The 22,379-nt window shown below is 69.5% G+C and carries 25 protein-coding genes and 2 tRNA genes; 8 read left to right on the top strand and 19 right to left on the bottom strand.

All coding sequences use genetic code 11. From position 1 onward, the window contains the following. Nucleotides 1-106: 106 nt before the first annotated feature. The 8 genes from clpX to EFL95_RS06855 all read right to left on the bottom strand — a co-directional run bounded on the left by clpX (nucleotide 107) and on the right by EFL95_RS06855 (nucleotide 6,627). A complete protein-coding gene (clpX, locus tag EFL95_RS06890) occupies nucleotides 107-1,384 on the bottom strand; it encodes an ATP-dependent Clp protease ATP-binding subunit ClpX (protein WP_123233291.1) in 1,278 nt (425 codons plus the stop codon). Nucleotides 1,385-1,551: 167 nt separating this feature from the next. Further along, nucleotides 1,552-2,157 (bottom strand): ATP-dependent Clp protease proteolytic subunit, encoded by a 606-nt coding sequence (locus EFL95_RS06885; RefSeq protein ID WP_123233290.1) that lies wholly within the window; start codon nucleotides 2,155-2,157, stop codon nucleotides 1,552-1,554. A 2-nt stretch (nucleotides 2,158-2,159) separates the two neighbouring features. Next, on the bottom strand, nucleotides 2,160-2,765 hold the full coding sequence (locus EFL95_RS06880) for an ATP-dependent Clp protease proteolytic subunit (protein WP_183407188.1): 606 nt from the start codon (nucleotides 2,763-2,765) through the stop codon (nucleotides 2,160-2,162). Between the two features lie 118 nt (nucleotides 2,766-2,883). Beyond that, nucleotides 2,884-3,351 (bottom strand): SRPBCC family protein, encoded by a 468-nt coding sequence (locus tag EFL95_RS06875; RefSeq protein WP_183407069.1) that lies wholly within the window; start codon nucleotides 3,349-3,351, stop codon nucleotides 2,884-2,886. 26 nt (nucleotides 3,352-3,377) lie between these two features. Next, on the bottom strand, nucleotides 3,378-4,577 hold the full coding sequence (locus tag EFL95_RS06870; RefSeq protein ID WP_123233288.1) for a lipase family alpha/beta hydrolase: 1,200 nt from the start codon (nucleotides 4,575-4,577) through the stop codon (nucleotides 3,378-3,380). A 94-nt stretch (nucleotides 4,578-4,671) separates the two neighbouring features. Next, nucleotides 4,672-6,060 carry a trigger factor gene (gene tig, locus EFL95_RS06865; RefSeq protein WP_123233287.1) on the bottom strand — a complete coding sequence of 463 codons (1,389 nt, stop codon included), beginning with the start codon at nucleotides 6,058-6,060 and terminating at the stop codon, nucleotides 4,672-4,674. Between the two features lie 112 nt (nucleotides 6,061-6,172). Continuing rightward, on the bottom strand, nucleotides 6,173-6,553 hold the full coding sequence (locus tag EFL95_RS06860; RefSeq protein ID WP_183407068.1) for a GntR family transcriptional regulator: 381 nt from the start codon (nucleotides 6,551-6,553) through the stop codon (nucleotides 6,173-6,175). Nucleotide 6,554: 1 nt separating this feature from the next. After that, nucleotides 6,555-6,627 (bottom strand) — tRNA-Pro (locus EFL95_RS06855). A 112-nt stretch (nucleotides 6,628-6,739) separates the two neighbouring features. On the opposite strand from EFL95_RS06855, the gene EFL95_RS06850 reads away from it, so the two are divergent. Continuing rightward, a tRNA-Gly gene (locus tag EFL95_RS06850) sits at nucleotides 6,740-6,813 on the top strand. Between the two features lie 60 nt (nucleotides 6,814-6,873). Next, nucleotides 6,874-7,068, top strand: coding sequence for a hypothetical protein (locus tag EFL95_RS06845; RefSeq protein ID WP_123233285.1), 195 nt, complete (start codon nucleotides 6,874-6,876; stop codon nucleotides 7,066-7,068). 16 nt (nucleotides 7,069-7,084) lie between these two features. Here the strand turns inward: EFL95_RS06845 and EFL95_RS06840 are convergent, their stop codons facing one another. Then, nucleotides 7,085-7,579: a DUF2510 domain-containing protein gene (locus tag EFL95_RS06840; protein WP_183407067.1), complete on the bottom strand. Its 495-nt coding sequence runs from the start codon at nucleotides 7,577-7,579 to the stop codon at nucleotides 7,085-7,087. A gap of 102 nt (nucleotides 7,580-7,681) precedes the next feature. Here EFL95_RS06840 and EFL95_RS06835 point away from each other — a divergent pair, with 102 nt between their 5' ends. After that, nucleotides 7,682-7,927 (top strand): DUF3263 domain-containing protein, encoded by a 246-nt coding sequence (locus EFL95_RS06835; RefSeq protein WP_123233283.1) that lies wholly within the window; start codon nucleotides 7,682-7,684, stop codon nucleotides 7,925-7,927. A gap of 21 nt (nucleotides 7,928-7,948) precedes the next feature. On the opposite strand, the gene EFL95_RS06830 is transcribed toward EFL95_RS06835, so the two are convergent. The 6 genes from EFL95_RS06830 to EFL95_RS06805 all read right to left on the bottom strand — a co-directional run bounded on the left by EFL95_RS06830 (nucleotide 7,949) and on the right by EFL95_RS06805 (nucleotide 13,012). After that, entirely contained in the window at nucleotides 7,949-8,926 is a 978-nt protein-coding gene (locus EFL95_RS06830) for an LLM class flavin-dependent oxidoreductase (RefSeq protein WP_123233282.1), read from the bottom strand. An 87-nt stretch (nucleotides 8,927-9,013) separates the two neighbouring features. Further along, nucleotides 9,014-10,123 carry a PP2C family protein-serine/threonine phosphatase gene (locus EFL95_RS06825; protein ID WP_123233281.1) on the bottom strand — a complete coding sequence of 370 codons (1,110 nt, stop codon included), beginning with the start codon at nucleotides 10,121-10,123 and terminating at the stop codon, nucleotides 9,014-9,016. A 44-nt stretch (nucleotides 10,124-10,167) separates the two neighbouring features. After that, nucleotides 10,168-10,998: an Fpg/Nei family DNA glycosylase gene (locus tag EFL95_RS06820; RefSeq protein ID WP_123233280.1), complete on the bottom strand. Its 831-nt coding sequence runs from the start codon at nucleotides 10,996-10,998 to the stop codon at nucleotides 10,168-10,170. Continuing rightward, on the bottom strand, nucleotides 10,991-11,500 hold the full coding sequence (locus EFL95_RS06815) for a ribose-5-phosphate isomerase (RefSeq protein WP_123233279.1): 510 nt from the start codon (nucleotides 11,498-11,500) through the stop codon (nucleotides 10,991-10,993). The genes EFL95_RS06820 and EFL95_RS06815 overlap by 8 nt, the downstream gene beginning before the upstream one ends. A gap of 10 nt (nucleotides 11,501-11,510) precedes the next feature. Beyond that, entirely contained in the window at nucleotides 11,511-12,431 is a 921-nt protein-coding gene (locus tag EFL95_RS06810) for an alpha/beta hydrolase (RefSeq protein ID WP_246004836.1), read from the bottom strand. Beyond that, entirely contained in the window at nucleotides 12,431-13,012 is a 582-nt protein-coding gene (locus EFL95_RS06805) for an LURP-one-related family protein (protein ID WP_246004835.1), read from the bottom strand. The genes EFL95_RS06810 and EFL95_RS06805 overlap by 1 nt, the downstream gene beginning before the upstream one ends. 35 nt (nucleotides 13,013-13,047) lie before the next feature. Between EFL95_RS06805 and EFL95_RS06800 the strand changes: the two genes are divergently transcribed. Next, a complete protein-coding gene (locus tag EFL95_RS06800; protein ID WP_123233278.1) occupies nucleotides 13,048-13,386 on the top strand; it encodes a DUF2568 domain-containing protein in 339 nt (112 codons plus the stop codon). Here the strand turns inward: EFL95_RS06800 and EFL95_RS06795 are convergent. Together EFL95_RS06795 and metG are read right to left on the bottom strand one after the other, a co-directional pair. Further along, nucleotides 13,383-14,213 carry a class I SAM-dependent methyltransferase gene (locus tag EFL95_RS06795; protein ID WP_123233277.1) on the bottom strand — a complete coding sequence of 277 codons (831 nt, stop codon included), beginning with the start codon at nucleotides 14,211-14,213 and terminating at the stop codon, nucleotides 13,383-13,385. The two genes, EFL95_RS06800 and EFL95_RS06795, sit on opposite strands and share 4 nt — an antisense overlap. 5 nt (nucleotides 14,214-14,218) lie before the next feature. Further along, on the bottom strand, nucleotides 14,219-16,027 hold the full coding sequence (gene metG, locus EFL95_RS06790) for a methionine--tRNA ligase (protein ID WP_123233276.1): 1,809 nt from the start codon (nucleotides 16,025-16,027) through the stop codon (nucleotides 14,219-14,221). A 205-nt stretch (nucleotides 16,028-16,232) separates the two neighbouring features. Here metG and EFL95_RS20015 point away from each other — a divergent pair, with 205 nt between their 5' ends. Genes EFL95_RS20015 through EFL95_RS20005 form a run of 4 tightly spaced genes read left to right on the top strand, consistent with a single transcriptional unit; the run spans nucleotide 16,233 to nucleotide 20,124 of the window. Then, the gene (locus EFL95_RS20015; protein ID WP_281272198.1) at nucleotides 16,233-16,367 is read left to right on the top strand and encodes a hypothetical protein; all 135 of its coding nucleotides are present in this window, start codon (nucleotides 16,233-16,235) and stop codon (nucleotides 16,365-16,367) included. Between the two features lie 57 nt (nucleotides 16,368-16,424). After that, nucleotides 16,425-16,556 (top strand): hypothetical protein, encoded by a 132-nt coding sequence (locus EFL95_RS20010; RefSeq protein WP_281272197.1) that lies wholly within the window; start codon nucleotides 16,425-16,427, stop codon nucleotides 16,554-16,556. 19 nt (nucleotides 16,557-16,575) lie between these two features. Further along, a complete protein-coding gene (locus EFL95_RS06785; protein ID WP_123233275.1) occupies nucleotides 16,576-17,415 on the top strand; it encodes a peptidylprolyl isomerase in 840 nt (279 codons plus the stop codon). 18 nt (nucleotides 17,416-17,433) lie between these two features. Further along, entirely contained in the window at nucleotides 17,434-20,124 is a 2,691-nt protein-coding gene (locus EFL95_RS20005) for a peptidase domain-containing ABC transporter (RefSeq protein ID WP_123233274.1), read from the top strand. On the opposite strand, the gene EFL95_RS06775 is transcribed toward EFL95_RS20005, so the two are convergent. Further along, nucleotides 20,117-20,740 carry a mycothiol-dependent nitroreductase Rv2466c family protein gene (locus tag EFL95_RS06775; RefSeq protein ID WP_123233273.1) on the bottom strand — a complete coding sequence of 208 codons (624 nt, stop codon included), beginning with the start codon at nucleotides 20,738-20,740 and terminating at the stop codon, nucleotides 20,117-20,119. The two genes, EFL95_RS20005 and EFL95_RS06775, sit on opposite strands and share 8 nt — an antisense overlap. Before the next feature lie 56 nt (nucleotides 20,741-20,796). After that, the gene (locus EFL95_RS06770) at nucleotides 20,797-22,377 is read right to left on the bottom strand and encodes a CHAP domain-containing protein (protein WP_148045000.1); all 1,581 of its coding nucleotides are present in this window, start codon (nucleotides 22,375-22,377) and stop codon (nucleotides 20,797-20,799) included. Nucleotides 22,378-22,379 lie beyond the last annotated feature (2 nt).

Genomic DNA, 22,379 nt, shown 5'->3' with positions numbered 1-22,379 from the left:
CTAGGGCAGCAGCACCCCGCTGGGTCAGGACTCGCCCACGCGCTCGTTTGCTACGTGAGGGTTGCCGACGCGCGTCGCTGCCGACGCTGGTGTGGCAACTGAACGATCAGGCCGACTTCTTCTTCGGCTTGTCCTCGCGCGGAATCAGGGTGGGGTTCACGTTGTCCGCGACGACCTCACCGGTGACGACGACCTTGGCGATGTCCTCGCGGGACGGCACCTCGTACATCACGTTGAGCAGGACCTCTTCGATGATCGCGCGCAGGCCACGGGCGCCGGTGCCGCGCTCCATCGCCTTGTCGGCGATCGCGGTGATGGCGTCCGGGGTGAACTCCAGCTCGACGCCGTCGAGCTCGAAGAGCTTCTGGTACTGCTTGATGAGCGCGTTCTTCGGCTCGGTCAGGATCTGCACCAGCGCCGCGTTGTCGAGCTTGTTGACGCTCGCGATCAGCGGCAGACGACCGATGAACTCGGGGATCAGACCGAACTTCACGAGGTCCTCGGGCCGCACCTGGGCGAACATCTCGTCGGCCTCGGCCTCCTTGGAGGCACGCATCTCGGCGGTGAAGCCCAGGGTCTTCTTGCCGACCCGCTGCTCCACGATGTGCTCCAGGCCGGCGAAGGCGCCGCCGACGACGAACAGGATGTTCGTGGTGTCGATCTGGATGAACTCCTGGTGCGGGTGCTTGCGGCCGCCCTGCGGCGGGACCGAGGCGGTGGTGCCCTCGAGGATCTTCAGCAGCGCCTGCTGGACGCCCTCGCCGGAGACGTCGCGGGTGATCGAGGGGTTCTCCGCCTTGCGGGCCACCTTGTCGATCTCGTCGATGTAGATGATGCCGGTCTCGGCCTTCTTGACGTCGTAGTCAGCGGCCTGGATCAGCTTGAGGAGGATGTTCTCGACGTCCTCACCGACGTAGCCGGCTTCGGTCAGTGCCGTGGCGTCCGCGATCGCGAACGGGACGTTGAGCATCCGCGCGAGCGTCTGCGCCAGGTAGGTCTTGCCGCAGCCGGTCGGACCCATCACCAGGATGTTCGACTTGGCGACCTCGACCGCGTCGTCGCCCTTCTTGGCCGAGCCGTTGGTGACGCCGGCCTGGACGCGCTTGTAGTGGTTGTAGACGGCCACGGCGAGCGACTTCTTCGCCTGCTCCTGGCCGATCACGTAGGAGTTGAGGAACTCGAAGATCTCCCGCGGCTTGGGCAGCTCCTCGAGGCCGACCTCGCTGGTCTCGTTGAGCTCTTCCTCGATGATCTCGTTGCAGAGGTCGATGCACTCGTCGCAGATGTAGACGCCGGGGCCGGCGATCAGCTTCTTGACCTGCTTCTGGCTCTTCCCGCAGAAAGAGCATTTCAGCAGGTCTCCACCGTCACCGATGCGTGCCACGGGCGACCTCTCCCCTCGTTCTTGCCGGCACTAGGCCGACCTCGTCCAGCGCGCCCGCCACCGCACCTGGCACCGAACGCTGAGTCGACGGTACTCCGTCGAACCGACGTACGGGGCCAGAAAGCGGGGCGGACACGGTCATTTCTCCCTGGAGATCCCTGCCGCGCTCAGACGAGCGCAGCAGCCTTGCGGGACTCCAGGATCGAGTCGATCAGGCCGTACTCCACCGCGCCGGAGGCGGTCAGGATCTTGTCGCGCTCGATGTCGCGACTGACCTCCTCCTGGCTCTTGCCGGTGTGCTCGGCGATGAGCTCCTCGAGCAGCTCGCGCATCCGCAGGATCTCGTTGGCCTGGATCTCGATGTCCGAGGACTGCCCGTAGGTGCCCTCGGTGTACGGCTGGTGGATCAGGATCCGGCTGTTCGGCAGCGCCAGCCGCTTGCCCGGCGTACCGGCCGCCAGCAGGATCGCCGCCGCCGAGGCCGCCTGGCCCAGGCACACCGTCTGCACGTCCGGCTGGATGAACTTCATGGTGTCGTAGATCGCGGTCATCGCGGTGAACGAGCCACCGGGCGAGTTGATGTAGATCTGGATGTCGCGGGTCGGGTCCATCGACTCCAGGCACAGCAGCTGGGCCATCACCGCGTTGGCGATGTCGTCGCTGATCGGGGTGCCGAGGAAGATGATCCGGTCCTCGAAGAGCTTCCCGTACGGGTCGATTCGCCGGAAGCCGTAGGAGGTGCGCTCTTCCCACTGCGGGATGTAGTAGTTCATGGTCAGTCCTTGTTCCGGGCCGGACGGCCCTGGTCGGCGGCTTCGCGGGCACTGGTGATCACCTTGTCGATGAACCCGTACTCCAGGGCCTCGGGTGCGGTGAACCAGCGGTCGCGGTCGGCGTCGGCCTCGATCTGCTCGACCGTCTGGCCGGTGTGCTGGGCGATCAGGTCGAGCAGCACCTTCTTGATGTGCAGCGACTGCTGGGCCTGGATCTTGATGTCCGAGGCCGAGCCGCCCATGCCGCCCGACGGCTGGTGCATCATGATCCGCGAGTGCGGCAGCGCGTAGCGCTTGCCCTTCGCGCCGGCGCACAGCAGGAACTGGCCCATCGAGGCGGCCAGGCCCATGCCGACGGTGGCGACGTCGTTCGGGATGTAGTTCATGGTGTCGTAGATCGCCATGCCCGAGTCGACCGAGCCACCCGGGCTGTTGATGTACAGGAAGATGTCCGCCTCGGGGTCCTCAGCGGAGAGCAGCAGCAGCTGCGCGCAGATCGCGTTGGCGTTGGCGTCACGGACCTCGGAACCGAGGAAGACCGTGCGCTCCTTCAGGAGGCGCTGGTAGATGTGGTCGTCGAGGCCGTACGACGGGGCGCCGCCGTTCATCTGAGGGCTGGAGATCTCGTTCACGTCCACGACCCTAGACGGACCCACGGCCAATTCCACGGGCAATTGGTCCTTGTTCGCCCACAGCAGACGGAGCCCGCGGACGACGAGCCGGGCGTCAGCCCTCGACGGTCGCCTTCATCCGCTGGAGCGTGGTGGCCATGTGGCCCTCGAGCTCGTCGGCGTGTCCATCGCTGCCGCCGAGCGCCACCGGGGCGAACAGCTTGCTCAGCACCGTCATCTTCTTCGGCACCGGACGACGGTGCACGACCTTGGTCCCGGTGCCCTCCGGGCTGAGCTCGTAGATCCAGCGGGCTCCGCTGGTCTTGGTGTCCCAGGCCAGCGCCTTCTCGGCGTCGAGCTGGGCGACCACGCTGCGCGAGGGCCAGATCATCGCCTTGCGTCGGTTCAGCCCGAGGTACTGCTGACCGAGCTTCAGCCCGCCGGGCGTGAGCGGGATCATCGTGACCAGTTCCTCGCTCCAGGCGCGCATGTTGCGGAGGTCGGTCAGCGCGGCCCAGACCTGGGCCGGCGGTGCGGCGATGGTGGTCTCGGCGCGGAGCTCGCGGGCGGCGGCGTCACTCATGGCAGGGCCTTCCGGGTCAGCGATGGTCAGTCGGCGAGCCATCCTCGGAGCGCCGCGTAGACCTCGTCGTGGTTGAGCAGGTCGAAGTGATCACCCTGGACGTGCAGGACATCGGCGCCCGGGAACAGCTCCTGGCCGTCAGGGAGGATCCCCACAGCCGAACGGTACTGCACCAGGTAGTCGCCGATCGTCGAGGCGACCGGGTGCTTCGGTGACCGGCTGAGCGTGGCCGCGACCAGGTGGTAGCGGGCGTTCGGCACGTTCGCGGTGTCGTCCGGCATGCCGTCGTGCAGGTCGAGCACGCCGACCGAGCGCTGCTCGAAGATCCGGGTCAGCGGCAGCAGGTCACGGCGGCCGGTGGCCAGCCGCATGCCGCGGGCGATGGTGCGCTCGACCGGCGAGCCGGTGTGCGGCGTCCCGAGGGTGACGATGTCGGTGACCTTCTCGGTCCACTCCCGGTCAGCCGTGGTCGCGACCCCGCAGGCGGCCCGCGCGATCAGCCCGCCCATGGAGTGCCCGACGAACGCGATCCGGCGCACGTCGGTCGGCCAGGACTCGATGAGCCGGGTCAGCAGCGCACTGAGCGCGACGCCGGCCTCGGCGACCGGGACGCCGGTGTTGTTGCGGATGTAGACCGGGGTCCAGCCCGCGTCCGCGGCCAGGCGGGCGCCGTACGGGTCGGTCGAGCTGCCGTCCTCGCGCTTCGGCCGGCTGCGCCGGTCCCAGTAGTGCTCGGTCTCGCACAGGCCGTGCAGGAAGACGACCAGGTGGTCGGAGGCGTCCGGGAAGGCGCCGGCGAGCCCTTCGGGGGTGAGCGGCACGTCGCGACCGTGCTTCCGTACGCCGATCTCGATGGCCAGCGCAGAGCCGTCGGCGAGCAGCTTGTCGCCGATCAGCCCGTTGACCGCGGAGACGACGAAGCGCCCCTGTGCCGACTCGTCGACCCGCGGGCCGAGTCCGTGCGCGTTCGCCGTGCGCAGGGCTTTGGCAGCGCCGCGCAGGCCGAGCCCGATCCCGGCGAAGACCCCGGTGGCCACGCCGCGGTGGATCCGGTGCGGCATCGTGTCGTGCCCCGCCACGAGGTCGATGGCTCCGTGGACCCGGTCCGAGACGCTGTCGTGCACGTCGCGGACGGCGCCGACGATCAACAGGTCGAGGTGCTCGGCTGCCAGCGCAGTGGCTTCGAGCAGGCCGGGTTCGTCCGGTCGCCGCGAGGTCAGGGCCATGCCCACAATCAAACACGGGTCAGTGAACAGTTGTCCACTGACCCGTGTGTGACGTTGCTCAGGCCCCCTTCGAGACGGTTGCTGCGCAACCTCCTCAGGAACCGTCGGTCGGCTCCTCGGCCTCGGCAGCCTCGGCGGCCTCGGCCGCGGGCTCACCGATGGTGCCGTCCGGGCGCAGGTTCTTCAGCTCGACGTGCGCGCCGTTGGTGTCGGTCACCTTCGCACCCTCGACGATCAGCGCCAGCGCCTTGCCGCGCACGACCTCGGCCACCATCTCCGGGATGTGGTTGTGCTCGACCATGTGCTTGATGAAGTCGTCCGGGTTCTGGCCCGACTGCTGCGCACGACGGAACAGGTGCTCGGAGAGCTCGGCCTGCTCGACCCCGAGCTCCTCGGTCTTGGCGACCTCGTCCAGCAGGAACTGCGCCGCCATCGCGTCGCGAACCCGCTTCTCCAGCTCACCCTCGAACTCGTCGATGGTCTGCTTCTCGTTGTCGAGGTACTGCTCCATGGTCATGCCGGCGAAGCCGAGCTGCTGCTCGACCTCCTCGCGGCGACCGGCCAGCTCCGCCTCGACGGTGGCTTCGGGCAGCGGGATCTCGGCGGAGTCCAGCAGCTTCTCCAGCACGGCGTCGCGGGCGGCAGCGGCCTGCTCGAGCCGCTTGCCGCGCTCCAGGCGGGTCTTGACGTCCTCGCGCAGCTCCTCGGCGGTGTCGAACTCCGAGGCGGTCTGGGCGAACTCGTCGTCGAAGGCCGGCAGCTCCTGCTCGCGCACGGCGGAGAGCTTGACCAGCACGTCGACGTCCTGGCCGGCCAGGTCACCGCCGAGCAGCTGGCTGACGAACGACTTCTCCTCGCCGGCGGAGAGACCGGTCAGGGCCTCGTCCACGCCGTCGAGCATGTCGCCGGATCCGACCTTGTAGGAGTAGCCGGTGACCTCGCCGCCCTCGACGGTCTCGCCGTCCTTGGTGGCGATCAGGTCGATGGTGACGACGTCGCCGTCCTGCGCAGCCCGCTCGACCTCGTTGAGGGTCGCGAACCGCTCGCGCAGGTGCTCGACCTGCTCGTTGACGTCCTCGTCGGCGATCGCGATGGCGTCGACCTCGACGGCCAGGTCGTCGTACTTCGGCAGGTCGATCGACGGACGGACGTCGACCTCGGCGGTGAACTCCAGCGCCTCGTTGTCGGCGAACTTGGTGATGTCGATCTCCGGCTGGGCCAGCGGCTGCAGGTCGTTCTCCTGGAGCGCCTGCACGTACAGCTTCGGGAGGGCGTCGTTGATGGCCTCGTCCAGCACCGCGCCGCGGCCGACCTGGCGGTCGATGACGGCCGGCGGGACCTTGCCCTTGCGGAAACCGGGGACGTTCACCTGCTTGGCGATCCGCTGGTAGGCCGCGTCGAGGCTCGGCTTGAGCTCCTCGAATTCGACCTCGATGGTGAGCTTCGCCCGGGTCGGGTTCAGCGTCTCGACGGCGCTCTTCACAGGTGTTCTCCTTGTTGCGGGTTTCCGGTGCTCATTTCCGGCGCTCACCTGCGGAATCAGGGCGCGCTGCACCGACAGGCAAGACTACTTCAGCCTGTGCAGCCCGCCGAAATCAGGACGAGCGGATGGGATGCTCCTCGAGGTGGCGCACCAGGGCCACCGCCTCCGCCGCGGTCAGTCCGAGGGCCTTCGCCTGGGCCAGGTAGGCGGCTGCTGCTTCCCTCGCCCTGCGTTCGACCTGGTCGCCGGTCACGAAGCTGCCGCCCCTCCCCCGGGTCTCGATGACCCCGGACGCCTCGAGCTCTCGGTAGGCACGCGCCACCGTGTTCGTGGCGACGCCGAGGTCCTCGGCGAGTGCACGGACGGTCGGGAGCCGGAGGCCCGGCTCGAGCTCGTCGGCCGCTACGCCGGCGGCGATCCGAGCGCGGATCTGCTCGTACGGCGGCCGCGGATCGGCGTCGTCGAGGGTCCAGTGCTCGATCTCCAGGGCCACGTCGGGGCGACAGGACTCGAACCTGCGGTCTCCTGCTCCCAAAGCAGGCGCGCTAGCCACTACGCTACGCCCCGTTTCGACCCTCGCGAGAAGGCCGAGATCGCAGTCTAGAGGACTCCCGATATGCGGCGCGTGGGGCTGCTGTGGCACCATTTCCTCGCAGCCCGGGACGTGCTCCCCGGCTTCGGGGATGTAGCTCAATGGTAGAGCTCCAGTCTTCCAAACTGATTACGCGGGTTCGATTCCCGTCATCCCCTCCACCACGGCCTACGACCTACCTCTGTCAGCCCCGCGACAGGTCCACTGGCTAGATTCGCTGCATGGCTGAGCCCCAGATGACCGCGCTCGATCGGGTCGCCTTCGTCGCGACCCTGGTCTGGGTCGTGTGCGCCGGCGCAGCCGTCCCGGTCGTGGTGGCCGGCGTGCTCTACGGGAAGGTCGTCGCTCTCCTGGCCGGCATGGTCGGCGGTTACCTGGGTTACCGGATCCACCGGTACGCCTGGGCTGACAAGTGACCCCGGCCGCCCGTCATCACCGCCACAGGTCGCTGGAGGCAAAGAAGAGGACGCCGGCTCCGGCCAGGGAGAACGCCATCAAAGTCCAGATCAGCTGCTGCGGGAGCCGGTCGCGCCAGGCTCCGGCGAGATAGGCAACCGTGCCGCAAGCAGCAATCCCGAGGCCGTATCCGATGCCGGCATGGATCCCCACCCCGACCACGATCGCTCCGAAGTAGGGAACCGCGTAGCGGAGCTTGTGCGGGCTGTCTTCCTCGGGAAAGCCCCACCACGCGAGCACCAGGAAGAAGATGAAGGCGCCGCTGCCCAGGGCGAGGCACACCGCCATGCCGATCACCCCGCCGGCAAAGAGGACAGGCTTTGCGCGGTCCCAGTACTGCTTCCAGACGCTCGGCCCGGGCTCGTCCTGGTTCAGGTACACGCCCGTCCACGCCGCACCGTCCCAGTAGCGCCAGCGTCCGGATCCCTCCGGGTCGGCGTACCAGTTCGCGGGTGGCATCAGCTCGGTCATCACCCTCATCGTGCAGCAGCAGCGTGGTCCTCGTCACGATCTCCGCGGATGTTCACCTCGCCGATGCCCGGATCACGCCAACCCCGTGGCACCCTTTTCGGCATGTCCGACTTCACCGACGAGCACCGCGCGATGCTCGACTTCGAGTCGACCTGGTGGTCCTACCCCGGGTCGAAGGCCGCGGGGATCCGCGACCGGTTCTCGATGAGCTCGACGAAGTACCACCTGGAGCTGAACGCGGTCATCGAGATGCCCGAGGCGCTCGACCACGCGCCGATGGTGGTCAAACGGCTGCACCGGCAGCGGACGCTGCGGCGCCACGAGCGGCGGTCCAGCCGGATCGGCTGAGTCCCCTGGGTTTCGACAGGCTCAACCAGCGAGGGCTGGGATCACGGTCTCGCAGACGAGCCGCAGGCTCTCCCACGACGGCTCGGCCGGCAGACCTCCGCAGAGCGGGTGGTTGCTGATGACCCGGATCTCCTTGCTGCGGCACTTCTCGATCAGCTCGTCCGGGGTCAGCACCGCGTAGATGCCCGCCGTCCGCATCTCCTCGACCGACTCCGAGGCGTCGCGCACGAGTGAGTTGAAGTCGTTGTGCCAGGCGTTGTAGCCGCGCGCCTCGGCCAGCAGGTACCGGCCGTGCTCGGCCCAGAACTTGTCCGGGTCCTCGGAGCAGAAGATCGTCGCCGGACCGGGCGTGGGCAGCAGCACGAAGCCCGGCTCGCGACCGTGCTCGCGGCACTCGGCCTGGTACAGCTCCTTGAGCGCCGGGTCGGCGACCTGGGGCTGGAAGTGCAGACCGAGCCGAGCAGCGCGCCTCGCGGCCGCGGGCGAGCCGCCTCCGTAGAAGAGGACCGGGTCGCGGTTCGGCGTGGGGAGCACTCGCACCGTGCGGCCGGCGTACTCGAACTCTTCGCCCGTCCAGGCCTGCTGCAGCACCGCGATGACGTCCTCGAGCGCCGTGCCGCGACCGTCCCAGGTCGCGTCGAACATCGCGTACTCCTCGGGACGGTACCCGAGGCCGATCGTGTAGGTGACCCGACCACCGGAGAGGTGGTCGAGCACCGCGATGTCCTCGGCCAGCCGCAGCGGGTCGTACAGGTTCGCCAGCAGCGCGGCCACCGAGATCGAGATGGTGCTGGTCCGGGCGGCGACTGCTGCGGCCACGACCACCGGACTCGGCAGGTAGCCGTCCTGGGTGGCGTGGTGCTCGGAGAGCACGATCGCGTTCATGCCGTGCTGCTCGACGTAGCCGACCTGCTCGAGGCAGCGGGCGAACATCTCGTTCTGACGAGCCAGGGCCTCCCCCGGTGCGCGGAAGTCGTAACGGGCGATGAACGCGGTCATGCTTGCCTCTCCGGGACGGACGGCTCAAAACGAGAACGTGTTCTCATTCTGGCGGCCGGAGGGCCTCCGGGTCCAGGGACTCCCCGATCAGACGGGCGAGCGCCGGTGCACGAGCACCAGGGCGCCGTCGTCGTTGCTCGAGGACAGCTGGTCGATCAGGATCCGGGCGGCGCGCTTGAAGCCGTTCGGGAAGAGCAGCTGGGCGCGACCGGCCAGCTTGTCGATGCCGCTGCCGATGTCCCGGTTCACGGTCTCGACCAACCCGTCGGTGAACATCACCAGCGCGTCGTCGGTCAGCAGCCGACCGCGGACGACCTCGAAGGTCGTGTCCGGGATCAGGCCGAGGATCGGGCCCTCGGAGTTCAGCACCGACCAGCGGCCGGATCCGGCGTGCAGCCAGATCGAGGGCGGGTGCCCGGCCTTGCGCAGCTCGAAGTCGCCGGTGCGCAGGTCCAGGTGCAGGTGGATCGCGGTGGCGAAGCCTTCCAGCCAGCCCTGGCGCAGCAGGTAGCCGTTGGCGTCGGGAAGGAACCGCTCCGGTCCGACCGCCGAGGCGAGACCGCCGAACGCGCCCGAGAGCAGCAGCGAACGGCTGCCGGCCTCGACGCCCTTGCCCGAGACGTCGACGACGATCAGGTCGAGCGTCGAGCCGTCGGTCGCCTTGCTGGCCACGATGAAGTCGCCGCCGAACGAGGTGCCGCCGGCGGAGCGGAAGGCCGACTCGACGTGCCACTCCTCGGGCAGCGCCGGGATCGCGCCCTGCTTCATGATCCGGTCGCGCAGGTCGACGAACATCGACTCGCCGCGCGGGCCGGTGACCCCCAGGCGCTTGCGCCGGTAGGAGGTGACGATCAGCAGGATCGCGATGGCGAAGGTGATGCCGATCCGGACGAAGGTCACCGTGGTGATGTCGTCCATGTTGATCGCCAGCACGATGACCGCGCCCAGGCAGAAGATGACGAACCACGGCAGCGTGCGCGGACTGAGCCAGAGGCTGGCGAGCACGATCGGCAGCAGGATCGAGACCTGCGGGATGACGGTCTGAGCGGTGATGCCGCCGATGGTGAGCGCGATCGTCAGCAGCACCAGCAGCACCAGCGGGATCCGGTCGGACTCCATCATCTGGCGTTGGAGCCGGAACCAGCGCGACCTGATCCGTCGCGAGGACCCCGCGGCGAGGTCGCTCACTGGCGGCATGGCGCGTCCTTGCTTCCGGGGGTCATGTCTCGGATCAGTCCTGGTCAGCCTACGGCCCGCGAGCGGAATACGGGCTGGCACCGCGGACACCAGAACAGGTTGCGGCCCACCAGGACGTCGGTGCGGATCTTCGCGCCGCAGACCAGGCACTCCTGCCCGTGGCGGCGGTACACGTAGACCTCGCCACCGTGGTCGTCCTTGCGCGGCTCGCGCCCCATGGCCTCCGGCGTGTGCTCGGGACGGACCGTGTCGATGCGCCCGGTCTCCACGCCGTACTGCATGAGCTCGACCAGGTCGGCCCACATCGCGAGGAACTGGTTGCGCCGCAGGGTCTTGCCGGGCCGCAGCGGGTGGACCTTGTGCCGGAAGAGCACCTCGGCCCGGTAGACGTTGCCGACACCGGCGACGACCGCCTGGTCCATCAGCAGGTCGCCGATCGGACGGTGGCTGCGCGAGATCCGGGCCCACGCCGGTTCCGGGTCGTCGCCCTTGAGGGGGTCGGGGCCGAGCTGGTCGAGGATCTGCTGCCGCTTCTCCGGCCCGATCAGGTCGCACTGGGTGGCGCCGCGCAGGTCGGCGTACGAGGTGTCGTTGGCGAGACGGAGCCGCACCTGGCCGATGGCGACGGCCGGCGGCGGTGCCGGGTACAGGTCGAACTTGCCGATCAGCCCGAGGTGCACGTGGATGAACCGCTCCCCCGCGAGCTCGACGAACAGGTGCTTGCCCGCCGATGTCGCGGCCACCAGGTCGGCACCGTCGAGCAGCGCGGCGTCAGCGGCGAACCGACCCTGCGGGCTGGAGACACGGACCGGGCGGCCGGCGAAGGCGGCGTCGAGCTCGTGGGCGAGCCGGAGGAGGGTGTGGCCCTCAGGCATCCGGGCCGAGACCCTCTGCAAATCCTTGGGCCGACTCCGGCAGCGGCGGCAGGTCACCGGTGGTCTCGTACGCCGCCATCATCCCGATCCGGCGGACGTGCCGCTCGTCGTGCGTGAACGGCGTGGCCAGGAAGACCTCGATGAACCGGGTCATGTCGTCGACGCTGTGCATCCGGCCGCCGACCGAGATCACGTTGGCGTCGTTGTGCTCGCGCGCCAGCACCGCGGTCTCCTCGCTCCAGACCAGCGCAGCCCGGACTCCGTCGACCTTGTTGGCGGCCATCTGCTCGCCGTTGCCGGACCCGCCGATCACCACGCCGAGGCTGCCCGGGTCCGCCACCACGCCAGCGGCGGCTCGGATGCAGAACACCGGGTAGTCGTCGAGCGCGTCGTAGACGAAGGGGCCGTGGTCGACCGGCTCGTGGCCGTTGTCGCGGAGCCAGCCGAGCAGGTGCTCCTTCAGCTCGAGGCCGGCGTGGTCGGAACCCAGGTGCACGCGCATGGAGCGAAGGTTATCGACCGGCGTGCTGGTTGAAGAACCCGGCCACCTGACGGGTCAGCGGTTCGGCGGCGTCGAAGAGGTCGACGTGACGCCAGAAGCCGTGCAGCTGCCCGAGGTAGCGGGTCGCGACCACTGAGACGCCTGCCTCGGCGAGCCGGAGTGCGAGCTCCTCGCCCTCGTCGCGGAGCGGGTCGTGCTCGGAGGTCACCACGAGCGTCGGCGGCAGCGTGCCCAGCTGGTCCGACAGCAGCGGCGCGAGGTCCGGGTCGGTCAGGTCCTCGGGCTTCGCGGCGTACTGGCGCCAGTACCAAGCAGCCTCGGCCCGGTCGAAGGCGACGTCCGTCGAGGAGTAGGAGTCGAACGACGCGGTCGGGTCCAGGAACGGGTAGATCAGAGCCACCGCGGAGAAGACCCCGGGATTGCGCAGCGCCGTGACCAGGGCGAGGTTCCCGCCGGCGCTGTCGCCGTGCAGCAGCAGCGAGCCGGTGAGGCCGAGTCCGGTCGCCGCTCGCTGCAGCCAGCGCACCGCGGTGCTGGCGTCGTCGGGCGCCGCGGGGAAGCGGTACTGCGGCGGACGTCGGTAGTCGACGCTGAGCACCGCCATCCCCGCCCTGTTCGCCAGTCGTCGGGCCGCGGCGTCGTGCACCGCGATGTCGTGGAAGACGAAGCCGCCGCCGTGCAGGTGGATGATCGTCGAGGTGGCACCCGCCGGCCGGTAGAGCCGGCAGAGCACGCCGTCGGCGTCGACGTCGATGACCGAGTCCACGTGCTCGCGCGGCTGCTGGGCGGCGAGCTCCTGGGCGTCGGCCCGGAGCTTGCGGATCATCGCCATCGGGTCGTCGTCCGGCGGCAGGTCCAGCACGTACGCCGCTGCCTCGCGCTGCGCCTGCGGGTACAGCGTCGAGCGGGCGGCGGGTTCTTCGGCGGCCATCAGCGCGACATCAGGGCGTCGAGGGCGACGGTCATCGCGGCTGCGAGGCGGAAGTCCAGGCGCCGGTCGGGAACGTTGACGGCGTACCGGTCGCGCAGGCTGAACTGGCGGTCGACGTGCAGGACCGGCTGACCCTCCTGCACGAAGTCGAAGTGGAAGGTGAACGGGAAGTCCACGAACCGCCGCAGGATGGCGACCGCCTGGTTGCGCTCCTGGCCGATCGCGTTCAGCCCGTGCGGACCGTTGAGGTGGAAGGTTGAGCGCAGCAGGCTCTTGCCGAAGTCCTTGCGGAAGAAGCCGATCGCCTCGCCACGCTCGTCGAACACGTCGTAGCCCGCGTTGAGGTCGATGACCTGGCGCGCCTTGAACGAGAACACCGGTCGGGTGCGCTCCTCGTCGGCGTAGAAGGTGACCTGCTCGCGGAACGCCATCCGCTTCTGCTGGGCCACCGCGATCAGCTCGCCGGGCTGGCCGTCCGGGCCGGCCGCGCGGACCTCGTAGCGGTTCACCATCAGGGTCAGCTTCTGCTTCACGAAGAATGCGGGCAGATGCATCGGCGGGTCGTGCTTCGGCTCGGTCACTGGCCCAGCCTAGGAGACTCTCCTAGGGTGCCCGCATGGCGTTCTTCGGATGGTCGGTGCTGTTCTTCGTCTTCGTCGACGAGCTGCTCGCGATCGCGGCTGCGGTCACCTGGGGTGACTACCAGGGCGGAGCGTTGCTGGCGGTCGCCGCCGGTGTCGTGACCGTCGTCGGCTGGGCCCTGTTCGCGTCGCCCAAGGCACGGTTCGGTGGCCGGATCACGCGACCGCTGGGCAAGGCGATCGTGTTCACCCTGGCCACGATCGGGCTCTGGGTCAGCGACCACCACCCGCAGGCGATCGCGTTCGCGGTGTTCTCGGTCCTGATCAACGCGCTCGCCCAGCTGCCTTCGATCAAGGTGCTGGTGCGCGACTAGCGGGTGACGCGGGCGCGGACCACGTGCCCGCCGCCGGTCCTCCCGGTCGCCGGCAGCCCGAGGTAGCGGGACATGATCTCCGGCGCGCCGATGTCCTCGACCTCGTCGAAGCCGGCGTCGCGGAGCAGACCGGCCATCTCCTCGGTCGTGAAGTCGCCCGTGAACGGCTCGCCCGCCGCGGCCACCCGGCGCGAGAGCTCGCGACGCATCGACCGGGCCTTCCGGGAGAGCCCCCGCAGCCGGGTCGGGTAGTCGAGCACCACCTCGCCGCCCGGGATGCTCGCGATCCGGCCCAGCGTCGCCAGCACCGCTTCGCGGGTCAGGTAGGGCACGACCCCCAGCCACAGCACGTACGTCGGCCGCGTGGCGTCGAGGCCGGCCGCGACCAGTCGCTCGAGGAAGTCCTCGTGCTCGAAGTCGCAACCGACGAACACCACGTCGTCGGGCACCGCGATGCCGGCAGCCGCCAGGCGCTCGGCCTTCCAGTCCCCGGTCGCGGGGAAGTCGACCTCGAAGACGCGCAGAGCCTGGTGCGGGTTGCGGTAGGCGAAGGTGTCGAGACCGGCGCCGAGCACGACCGCCTGGTCGACCCCGCGGGCGACCGCGGCAGCAAGCCCGTCCTCGGCGAAGCGGTGCCGCACCGCGATGAACGTGCGCAGCACGAAGCGGTCTGCCTCCTGGGCGTCAGCAACGAGCTTCTCCCGGTCCGCCCCGAGGATCGTCCAGGCGAGCGGATCGGTGAAGATCCGACCGTCGTCGAGGTCCTGGTGCACGGCGCGGTGCACGGCGGCACCGAACGCGGTGCGGCTCGGCTCCCCGTCGCGCACCCGGATCAGCCCAGCCGGGCGAGTTCCTCGTCGACCACCGACGGGTCGAGCTTGGTGAACACCGGCGTCGGCTTCTCGATCGGCGTACCGACGACCACGGGCCGGCGCTCCCAGGCCGGGACGCCGGCGTAGTCGCCGGTCAGGATCGGGTAACCCGCTCCCCCGTCGAGGTCCTCGGCCTCGCGCAGCTCGGGCATCGGAGCGATGTCGCCCCTCCCGCCGTACGCCGCATCGATCGCGTTCGCGGAGAACGGGAGGAAGGGCGAGAGCACCAGGTTCAGGTCGACCACGCACTGCGCGGCGACGTGCAGGATCGTGCCGAGGCGCTCGCGCTCGTCCTCGCCCTTGAGCTTCCAGGGCTCGTGGTCGGCGAGGTACTTGTTCACCTCGGAGACCGCACGCATGGCCTCGCCGATCGCGGCCTTCTGCCGGTGCCGACCGATCAGGTCCCCGACGGTGCCGAACGCGGCAGCGACGGAGTCGAGCAGTGCCAGGTCCTCAGCGGTCAGCGGCCCTGCCGGCGGGATCTCGCCGAAGTTCTTGTTGATCAGGGTGGCGACCCGGTTGACCAGGTTGCCCCAGCCGGCGACCAGCTCGTCGTTGGTGCGCCGCACGAACTCGGCCCAGGTGAAGTCCGAGTCCTGGTTCTCCGGGCCGGCCGCGGCGACGAAGTAGCGGAAGGCGTCGGCCTGGTAGCGCGAGAGCAGGTCGCGCACGTAGATGACCACGCGCTTGGAGGAGGAGAACTTCTTGCCCTCCATGGTGAGGAACTCGCTGCTGACCACCTCGGTCGGCAGGTTCAGCTCGCCGTAGGAGTGCAGCGTGCCGCCCTTGTCGCCCTTGCCTGCGTAGGCCAGCAGCTCGGCCGGCCAGATCTGGCTGTGGAAGGTGATGTTGTCCTTGCCCATGAAGTAGTAGGACAGCGCTTGCTCGTCCCCTGAGCCTGTCGAAGGGTTCCACCACTGCCGCCAGGCCTCGGGGTCGTCGGTGCGCCGGGCCCACTCGATGCTCGCCGAGAGGTAGCCGATGACGGCGTCGAACCAGACGTAGAGCCGCTTGGTCGGGTTGTCGCGCCAGCCGTCGAGCGGGATCGGGATCCCCCAGTCGATGTCGCGGGTCATCGCGCGCGGCCGGATGTCCTCGAGGATGTTCTGGCTGAACTTGATGACGTTCGGCCGCCAGGTGCCGCTGGCCTCACGCTCGTCGAGCCAGACCTTGAGCGCCTCGGCCAGGGCCGGCAGGTCGAGGAAGAAGTGCTGGGTCTCGATGAACTCGGGGGTCTCGCCGTTGATCTTCGAGCGCGGGTTGATCAGCTCGTCGGGGTCGAGCTGGTTGCCGCAGTTGTCGCACTGGTCGCCGCGGGCGCCGTCGTACCCGCAGTGCGGGCAGGTGCCCTCGATGTAGCGGTCGGGCAAGGTGCGCCCGGTCGACGGCGAGATCGCGCCCTTGGTGGTCTGCTCGAGGAAGTAACCGTTCTCGAAGCACCCGGTGAAGAGCTCCTGCACCACCGCCGTGTGATTGCGGGTGGTCGTGCGGGTGTAGAGGTCGTAGGCGATGCCGAGGTCGCGCAGGTCCTCGGCGATGACCCGGTGGTTCTGGTCCGCCAGCTCCTGCGGAGTCATCCCGGCCTCGTCGGCCGCGATCAGGATCGGGGTGCCGTGCTCGTCGGTGCCCGAGACCATCAGCACGTCGTGCCCGGCCATCCGCATGTACCTGCTGAACACGTCGGAGGGCACGCCGAAACCGGCCACGTGGCCGATGTGGCGCGGACCGTTGGCGTACGGCCAGGCGACTGCGGAGAGGACTCGAGTCATGCGTGGATCCTAGTGAGCGCGTGCCAGCGGTTTACGCGCGGGACCCGACGGACAAAAGCCCCGTAGCCGCGCAGATCGTCACCGGTTCACGAAAACGTAACGGGCACCACGGCGGGGAACCGTTGTAAATGCCGGTTCGGAGTCCTACAAAGGAAGAGCACCTGACCCGGAGACTCCGGGCAACCTACTGGATGGGGTACACCAGATGGCTACTTTCACCGACCTTGCTCCCACCGAGGCCGACGCAGCTGCTGTTGTTGGCGGCGCGGCGTTCCTCGACCTCACGCCGGTGCTGAACCTGGCTGGTGTGATCGTCGCTGCGATCGTCCACATCGACTGATTTTCTCGGTCTCGGACTGTCCGCAACAACATCACACACACAACGGGGGTTACACCAATGGCTACTTTCACCGACCTGGTTCCGACCGAGTCCGAGGCAGCCGGCGTCGTCGGCGGTCCGTGTGCCTGGGCGGACTTCCCGCTCTGCGTGCTCGGCACCACCATCACCGCCTTCCTGCACATCGACTGATCCACCGCGGTAACCGGCGATGACGACGGGCGTCCTTCCCGACGCTCCGGAGACCGTCGCCGGTCGGCGACTCTTCGCCATCAACGACATCGAGTTCACGGTTGCCGAGGTCGCGCCCCACGCGCGGCCCGGCGGCCGTGAACTCGCTGTGTTCCCGGGGGACGCGGCCGCCGTGCAGGAGGCCTTCCGACGCACCCGCGGCCTGCTCACCGCCGACCAGCTGGAGTCCTGGCTGACCGGCTGGGCGATCACCGCCGACGAGTTCGTCGCCTGGACGGAGGCCCCGACCACGACGAGCTGGACCGGCTACGTCTGCTCGGGAGGGCTCGACCGTGACACCGCGGAGCTCGCCTCGGCAGCCGCCGCAGCCTGCGCGCTCGGCTCGGCGCCCACCGATGCAACGTCGTTCGACCCGTCCGGCTGGGTCGCCCGCCTGATGGCCCGCGACGTCACCCCCGAGGCGGTCGATGCGGCGCTCGCGCGGCACCGGCTCGAGTGGACCTGCGTCCGCGGCGCCGGCGTTTTCGCGCGCTCCCGGGCGGTGGCCGAGGAGCTGCGGCACTGGGTCCTCGTCGACGGGCTCGACCTCGCCATCGCCGCGACCCAGGCCGGCTGCCCGACGTACGTCGTCGACGGCGTGCTCGCCGACCTGAGCCCGACGACGTTGCGCGCCAGGGTCGCCGGTGCCCGTGCCGGTGAGCTGCTGGGGCCGGTCGAGGCCGGACCGGGCTGGACCCTGCTGCGCCTCGACGAGCGCGCCGAACCGGACCCGCAGGACGCGACGATCCGCGCACGAGCGCAGAGGAGCGTGGCCACCGAGGTGGTCGAGCGCGCGGTTCTGCGCCACGTGAGCGCCTGACTGCGGTAGGAACGGCACGTGAAGGACGACCTCCCCGGCGATGCCCTGGCGCTCGCCGATGCGCCGCTGCAGCTGCGCCTGATGGTCCAGGCGTGCCTGGAGGAGACCGTCCACGACTTCGGCGCCGAGCTCGCCACCCAGGGCGAGCAGCCGACCGAGGTCCACGTCATCGCTCAGGGCCGGGCCCGCTGCACGGTGCGCGGCACCGACGGCGTCGAGGTCCAGGTCGGGGTGCTCGGCCCCGGGGAGGTCGTCGCCGCCGAGGCCGCGTTCGACACCGCGTCGCCGGTCACCGTGCGCGCCTCCGGGCCGCTGAGCACCGTCCGGCTGCACGGCACGGTGGCGCGCGCCGCGGCCGAGCTCTGGGAGCCTGCGGCCGCTGCGCTGCAGCAGGTCGTCGTCGACCGGGCCCGCGACGTGGCCTCCGGGATCAGCGAGCCGATCGGGCGGCGCTCGACCCGGGCCGCGGACGCCCAGCACGCGCGCGACCTCATCGAGGCGGACGAGCGGAGCCCCGAACCACCGGCGGGGGCCAGCGCGGACTGGGAGCGCTTCCGCACCCGTCGCCGTCGCCCGAAGGTGCCGGTGGTCTTCGGTGTCGACGAGATGGACTGCGGACCGGCCGCCCTGACCGGTGTCAGCCGAGCCTTCGGACACCCGATCAGCTTCGCGGCGGTGCGCGAGGCGGTCTCGACCGCCTCGGACGGCACGAGCCTGCTCGGCCTCTACCAGGGCGCGACGGAGCTCGGGCTGGACGCGCAGATGACGACCGTCTCGGCGTCCCGGCTCGACGAGCTGCCGCTGCCGGCGATCTGCCACGTGCACGGCAACCACTGGGTGGTGCTCGAGAAGGTCGGTCGTCGCGAGGTGCGGGTGATGGATCCCCTCGGGGCCAGCGGCGCCTGGCCGCGGGCAGGGTTCGAGGAGACGTTCAGCGGCTTCGCACTGCTGGTCGCCCCCACGGAGAAGCTCAAGCAGGCACCGACCACGGCCTCGGGGTCCGGGTTCTTCCGGCCCTTCCTGCGCGCCGAGATCCCGGCCATCGTGCTGGCGTTCGTGTTCGGCATCGCGATCGCGGCCGCGAACCTGGCCGTGCCGTTGTCCAGCGAGTGGGTGATCAAGGAGGTCATCACCAAGAACGACACCGGGTCCCTGCTCCCGGTGGTGCTGCTCGTGCTCGGCGTCCTGGCGCTCGCCATGGTCCTCACCGTCACCCAGCGCTACGTGATCACGCGCGCCGCGTTGCGGATCGACCGTGCCAGTCTCGACCACGTGGCCGGGACCTTGCTCGGGCTTCCGGCGCACTACTTCCACACCCGCCGTACCGGCGACATCGAGCGACGGCTCAACGGCCTGCGCGAGGTGCGCAGCTTCTTCCTGACCCGCGGAGTCGGCGCGTTCGTCTCGATCTTCCAGGTGGTCGGCGCGCTGATCATCATCGGCCGCTGGGACCTGCAGCTCACTCTGCTGTACGCCGCGGTGCTTCCGCTCTACCTGGTGCTGATGGTGGTCTCGCGCAGCAAGCTGCGACCTGCCTTCCAGAGCCTCGAGGAGTCGTGGGGCCGTTACAAGTCGCGCCAGATCGACACCATCCGCGGGATCGACACCGTCAAGGCCGCCGGAGCCGAGCAGCAGGTGCGCTCCGGGCTCGACCGTCAGTTCGGCGACCTGGCCGACCGGCTGTTCAGCGCGGACCTCACGATCATGCTCTACGAGGGCGCGCTCTCGGTCGTCTCGCTGCTCCCGCTCGCGCTCGGCATCACCTTCGGCTCGTACGAGGTCGTGCACGGCGACCTCGGTTTCCCGCAGTACGTCTCGTTCCTCAGCCTGGTCATGCTGACCTCACCGCAGCTGACGCAGCTCTTCGCGCTCTGGGACGTCGTCCAGCAGGCCCGGGTGCTGCTGGACCGGCTGACCGAGTTCGTCGACCAGCCGCCGGAGCAGCTCGAGGGCGACGGGATCCCCCCGGGTCGGATCACCGGGCACGTGCGCCTGGACCAGGTCACGTTCCGGCACCCGGGCTCCGGCGACCAGCCGGTGCTCACCGACGTCTCGGTCCAGGCGACGCCCGGCCAGACGATCGCCATCGTCGGTCGCTCGGGCGCCGGCAAGAGCACGCTGCTGAACCTGCTCACCTCGATGATCCAGCCGGAGTCCGGCACGATCACCTGCGACGGCATCGACCTGGCCGAGATCGACCGGCGGGCCTACCGGCGCCAGCTCGGCGTGGTGCTCCAGGACAGCCACCTGTTCGACGGGACCATCGCGGAGAACATCGCGCTGGGCGAGGACCGCATCGACCTCGAGCGGATCGTCCGCGCCGCCCAGGTGGCCACCGCCGACGACTTCGTGCGCCGTCTGCCGCTCGGCTACGACACCCGCGTCGGCGAACGCGGCATCCGGCTCTCCGGGGGCGAGCGGCAACGCATCTGCGTCGCCCGTGCGCTCTACCGTGACCCGGTGCTGCTGCTCCTCGACGAGGCCACCAGCGCCCTCGACGCGGAGTCCGAGTTCGCGCTGCAGACCAGCCTGCGCACGGCACTCGCCGACCGCACCGTGTTCGTCGTCGCGCACCGGCTCTCCACCGTCCGCGACGCCGACGAGATCCTCGTGCTCGAGGCCGGCCGCGTGGTTGAGCGCGGCACGCACCACGACCTGCTGGAGCGCCGCGGGATCTACTACGAGCTCGCCGCGAACCAGCTCAGCTGAAGTCGAGGTCCCGGTTGCGGGTGCGCTTGAGCTCGAAGAAGTCCGGGTAGCCCGCCAGCGTCACCGAGGCGTCCCAGAGCCGTCCGGCCTCCTCGCCGCGCGGGATCTTGGTGAGCACCGGGCCGAAGAAGGCGACGTCGTTGATCGAGATCGTCGGCGTACCGACCTCGGTGCCGACCTGGTCCATGCCGAGGTGGTGCGACTTGGCGACGTCCTCGTCGTAGGAGGAGTCGTCCATCGCGTCGACCAGGTCCGGCTCCAGCCCGACCTCGGCCACGACGGCCTCGATGAGGGCGCGGTCGATCTTCTGCTTGCCGTGGTGGATCCGCTCGCCGAACGCGTTGTAGAGCGGGAACAGCACCCCGTCACCGTGGCGCTGGGCCGCGGCGATGAGCACCCGGACCGGGCCCCACGCGGGCCGCAGCAGCTCGCGGTACTCCTCGGAGATGTCCTTGTCCTTGTTCAGGTACGCCAGGCTCATCACGTGCCAGTGCACGTCGACCGAGCGCACCTTCTCCACCTCGAGGATCCACCGCGAGGTGATCCAGGCGAACGGGCAGAGCGGGTCGAACCAGAAGTCAGCGGTGTCCCGAGCAGCAGCATCTGAAGTGGTCATATCAATTTCAACCACTGCGTGCGGTCGGTATTCCCGGCCGCGTCCCCCCGCGGGATCTAGCCGAAGTGGACCACCATCGTGATCTTGCGGGCGTTCGTGGTGCGCGTCGCCGGGATCGAGAACGTGAGGGTCCGCTCCCCGTGCGTCGGCAGCCAGCTCGGCGCGAAGGTGGTGTGGCCCGCGGTGAGCTTGTGCTCGATCGGGTCGGTCTTCGCGTGCGACAGGGTCACGGTGCCGTAGACGGTCGACAGGCCGGGTGCGGTGACCCAGATGGTCACGTGGCCCGCGCTCATCGAGCGAACCTTGAACTGCGGGACGACCTTGATCGGCGCCCGCATGGTGACGGTCTTGGAGACCGAGGTGTAGCCGTCGCGGGCGTAGCTGACCTTCACGCCGATGGTGTGGCCGGCGTCGCCCGCGGTCGGGACGTAGGTGGTCGCGGTGGCACCGTCGATCGGCTCGCCGTCGCGCAACCAGGTCACCCGGGTCCGGGTCGAGCTCGGGGTCATCGCACCGACGTCGACGGTCAGCGTCTTGCCCGGGTGCGCCGATCCGGAGATCTTCGGGTCCCGCGCGACGACGAACTTCGCCGGGGCGACGGCCGCGGTCGCCGCGCTGGTCTGCGGCGAGTCGGTGTACCCGTACGCCGACGCGGTGCTGACCACGGTGATCTTCTTGCCGAGCTGCGCCGCCCGGACGTGGAACAGGCGCGAGGTCGCCCCAGGGACCTCGACACCGTCGGCGAACCAGGTGTAGCGGGTGGACTCCGCCTGCGGGGTCCAGGTGCCGGCGTTCGCGCGCAGCAGCCCGTCGACGCGGGGGGTGCCGCTGACGGTCGGCGCGGTGTTCGTGACGAAGTCACCCGGCGCCGTCGCGACCGAGACCAGGCTCTTCGAGGTGCCGGTCATGAAGTTCGTCTTCGCCGCCGTCACCTTCAGGGTGAGCCTCTTGCCGAACTGCTTGGTGGTCGGGGTGAACCGGACGCCGGTCGCGTTGGGGATGGCGACGCCGTCGGCGTACCAGCGGTAGGTGTAGCCCGAGGGCAGGTGGTTCCAGGTGCCGTGGCTGCCGACGACCTCGACCCCGACCTTCGGGTCCGCCTTCACCCGCGGGGCGACCGTGGTGACGAGCTGCTCGTCCATGAGGTGGATGAAGCCGGTTGGCCAGCCGCCACCGGTGCGCACGATCTTGCGCCAGTCGAAGTCACCGCCGTAGTGGTCCTCGGAGATGACGATGGTGTCCTTGTCGATGATCTTCTGGACGATGGCGACGTGGTTGCTGCTCCACCAAGCGATCGAGCCGATGTTCGGCGTCTGGTCGACCTTGTCGGAGAACACGACGCCCCAGTTGCGGGCGTCGCCGCTGCCGCTCCAGGGCCGGGTGGCGGACATGCCGCGCTGGATCATCCGGTACGAGACGTAGTTCGTGCAGTTGTGGCCGGAGTACATCCGCCACCACATCTTGCGGTAGTTGTCGGGGCCGTACCCGAAGCTGCTGTAGCCGTTGGCCTCGCACTGGGTGAATCCCTTGCAGACCAGGGTCGAGGAAGCGCCCGCGGGAGGCGCGACGATCACCCCGGCGACCAGTCCGAAGACGGTCAGAACGAGGGCAGCAAAGGGCAAGCGGCGGGAAGACACAC

Source organism: Nocardioides marmorisolisilvae, from assembly GCF_003725775.1.
GTDB lineage: Bacteria > Actinomycetota > Actinomycetes > Propionibacteriales > Nocardioidaceae > Marmoricola > Marmoricola marmorisolisilvae.
The sequence above is the reverse complement of the archived record's forward strand: the minus strand, read 5'-3'. Positions and strand labels throughout refer to the sequence as shown.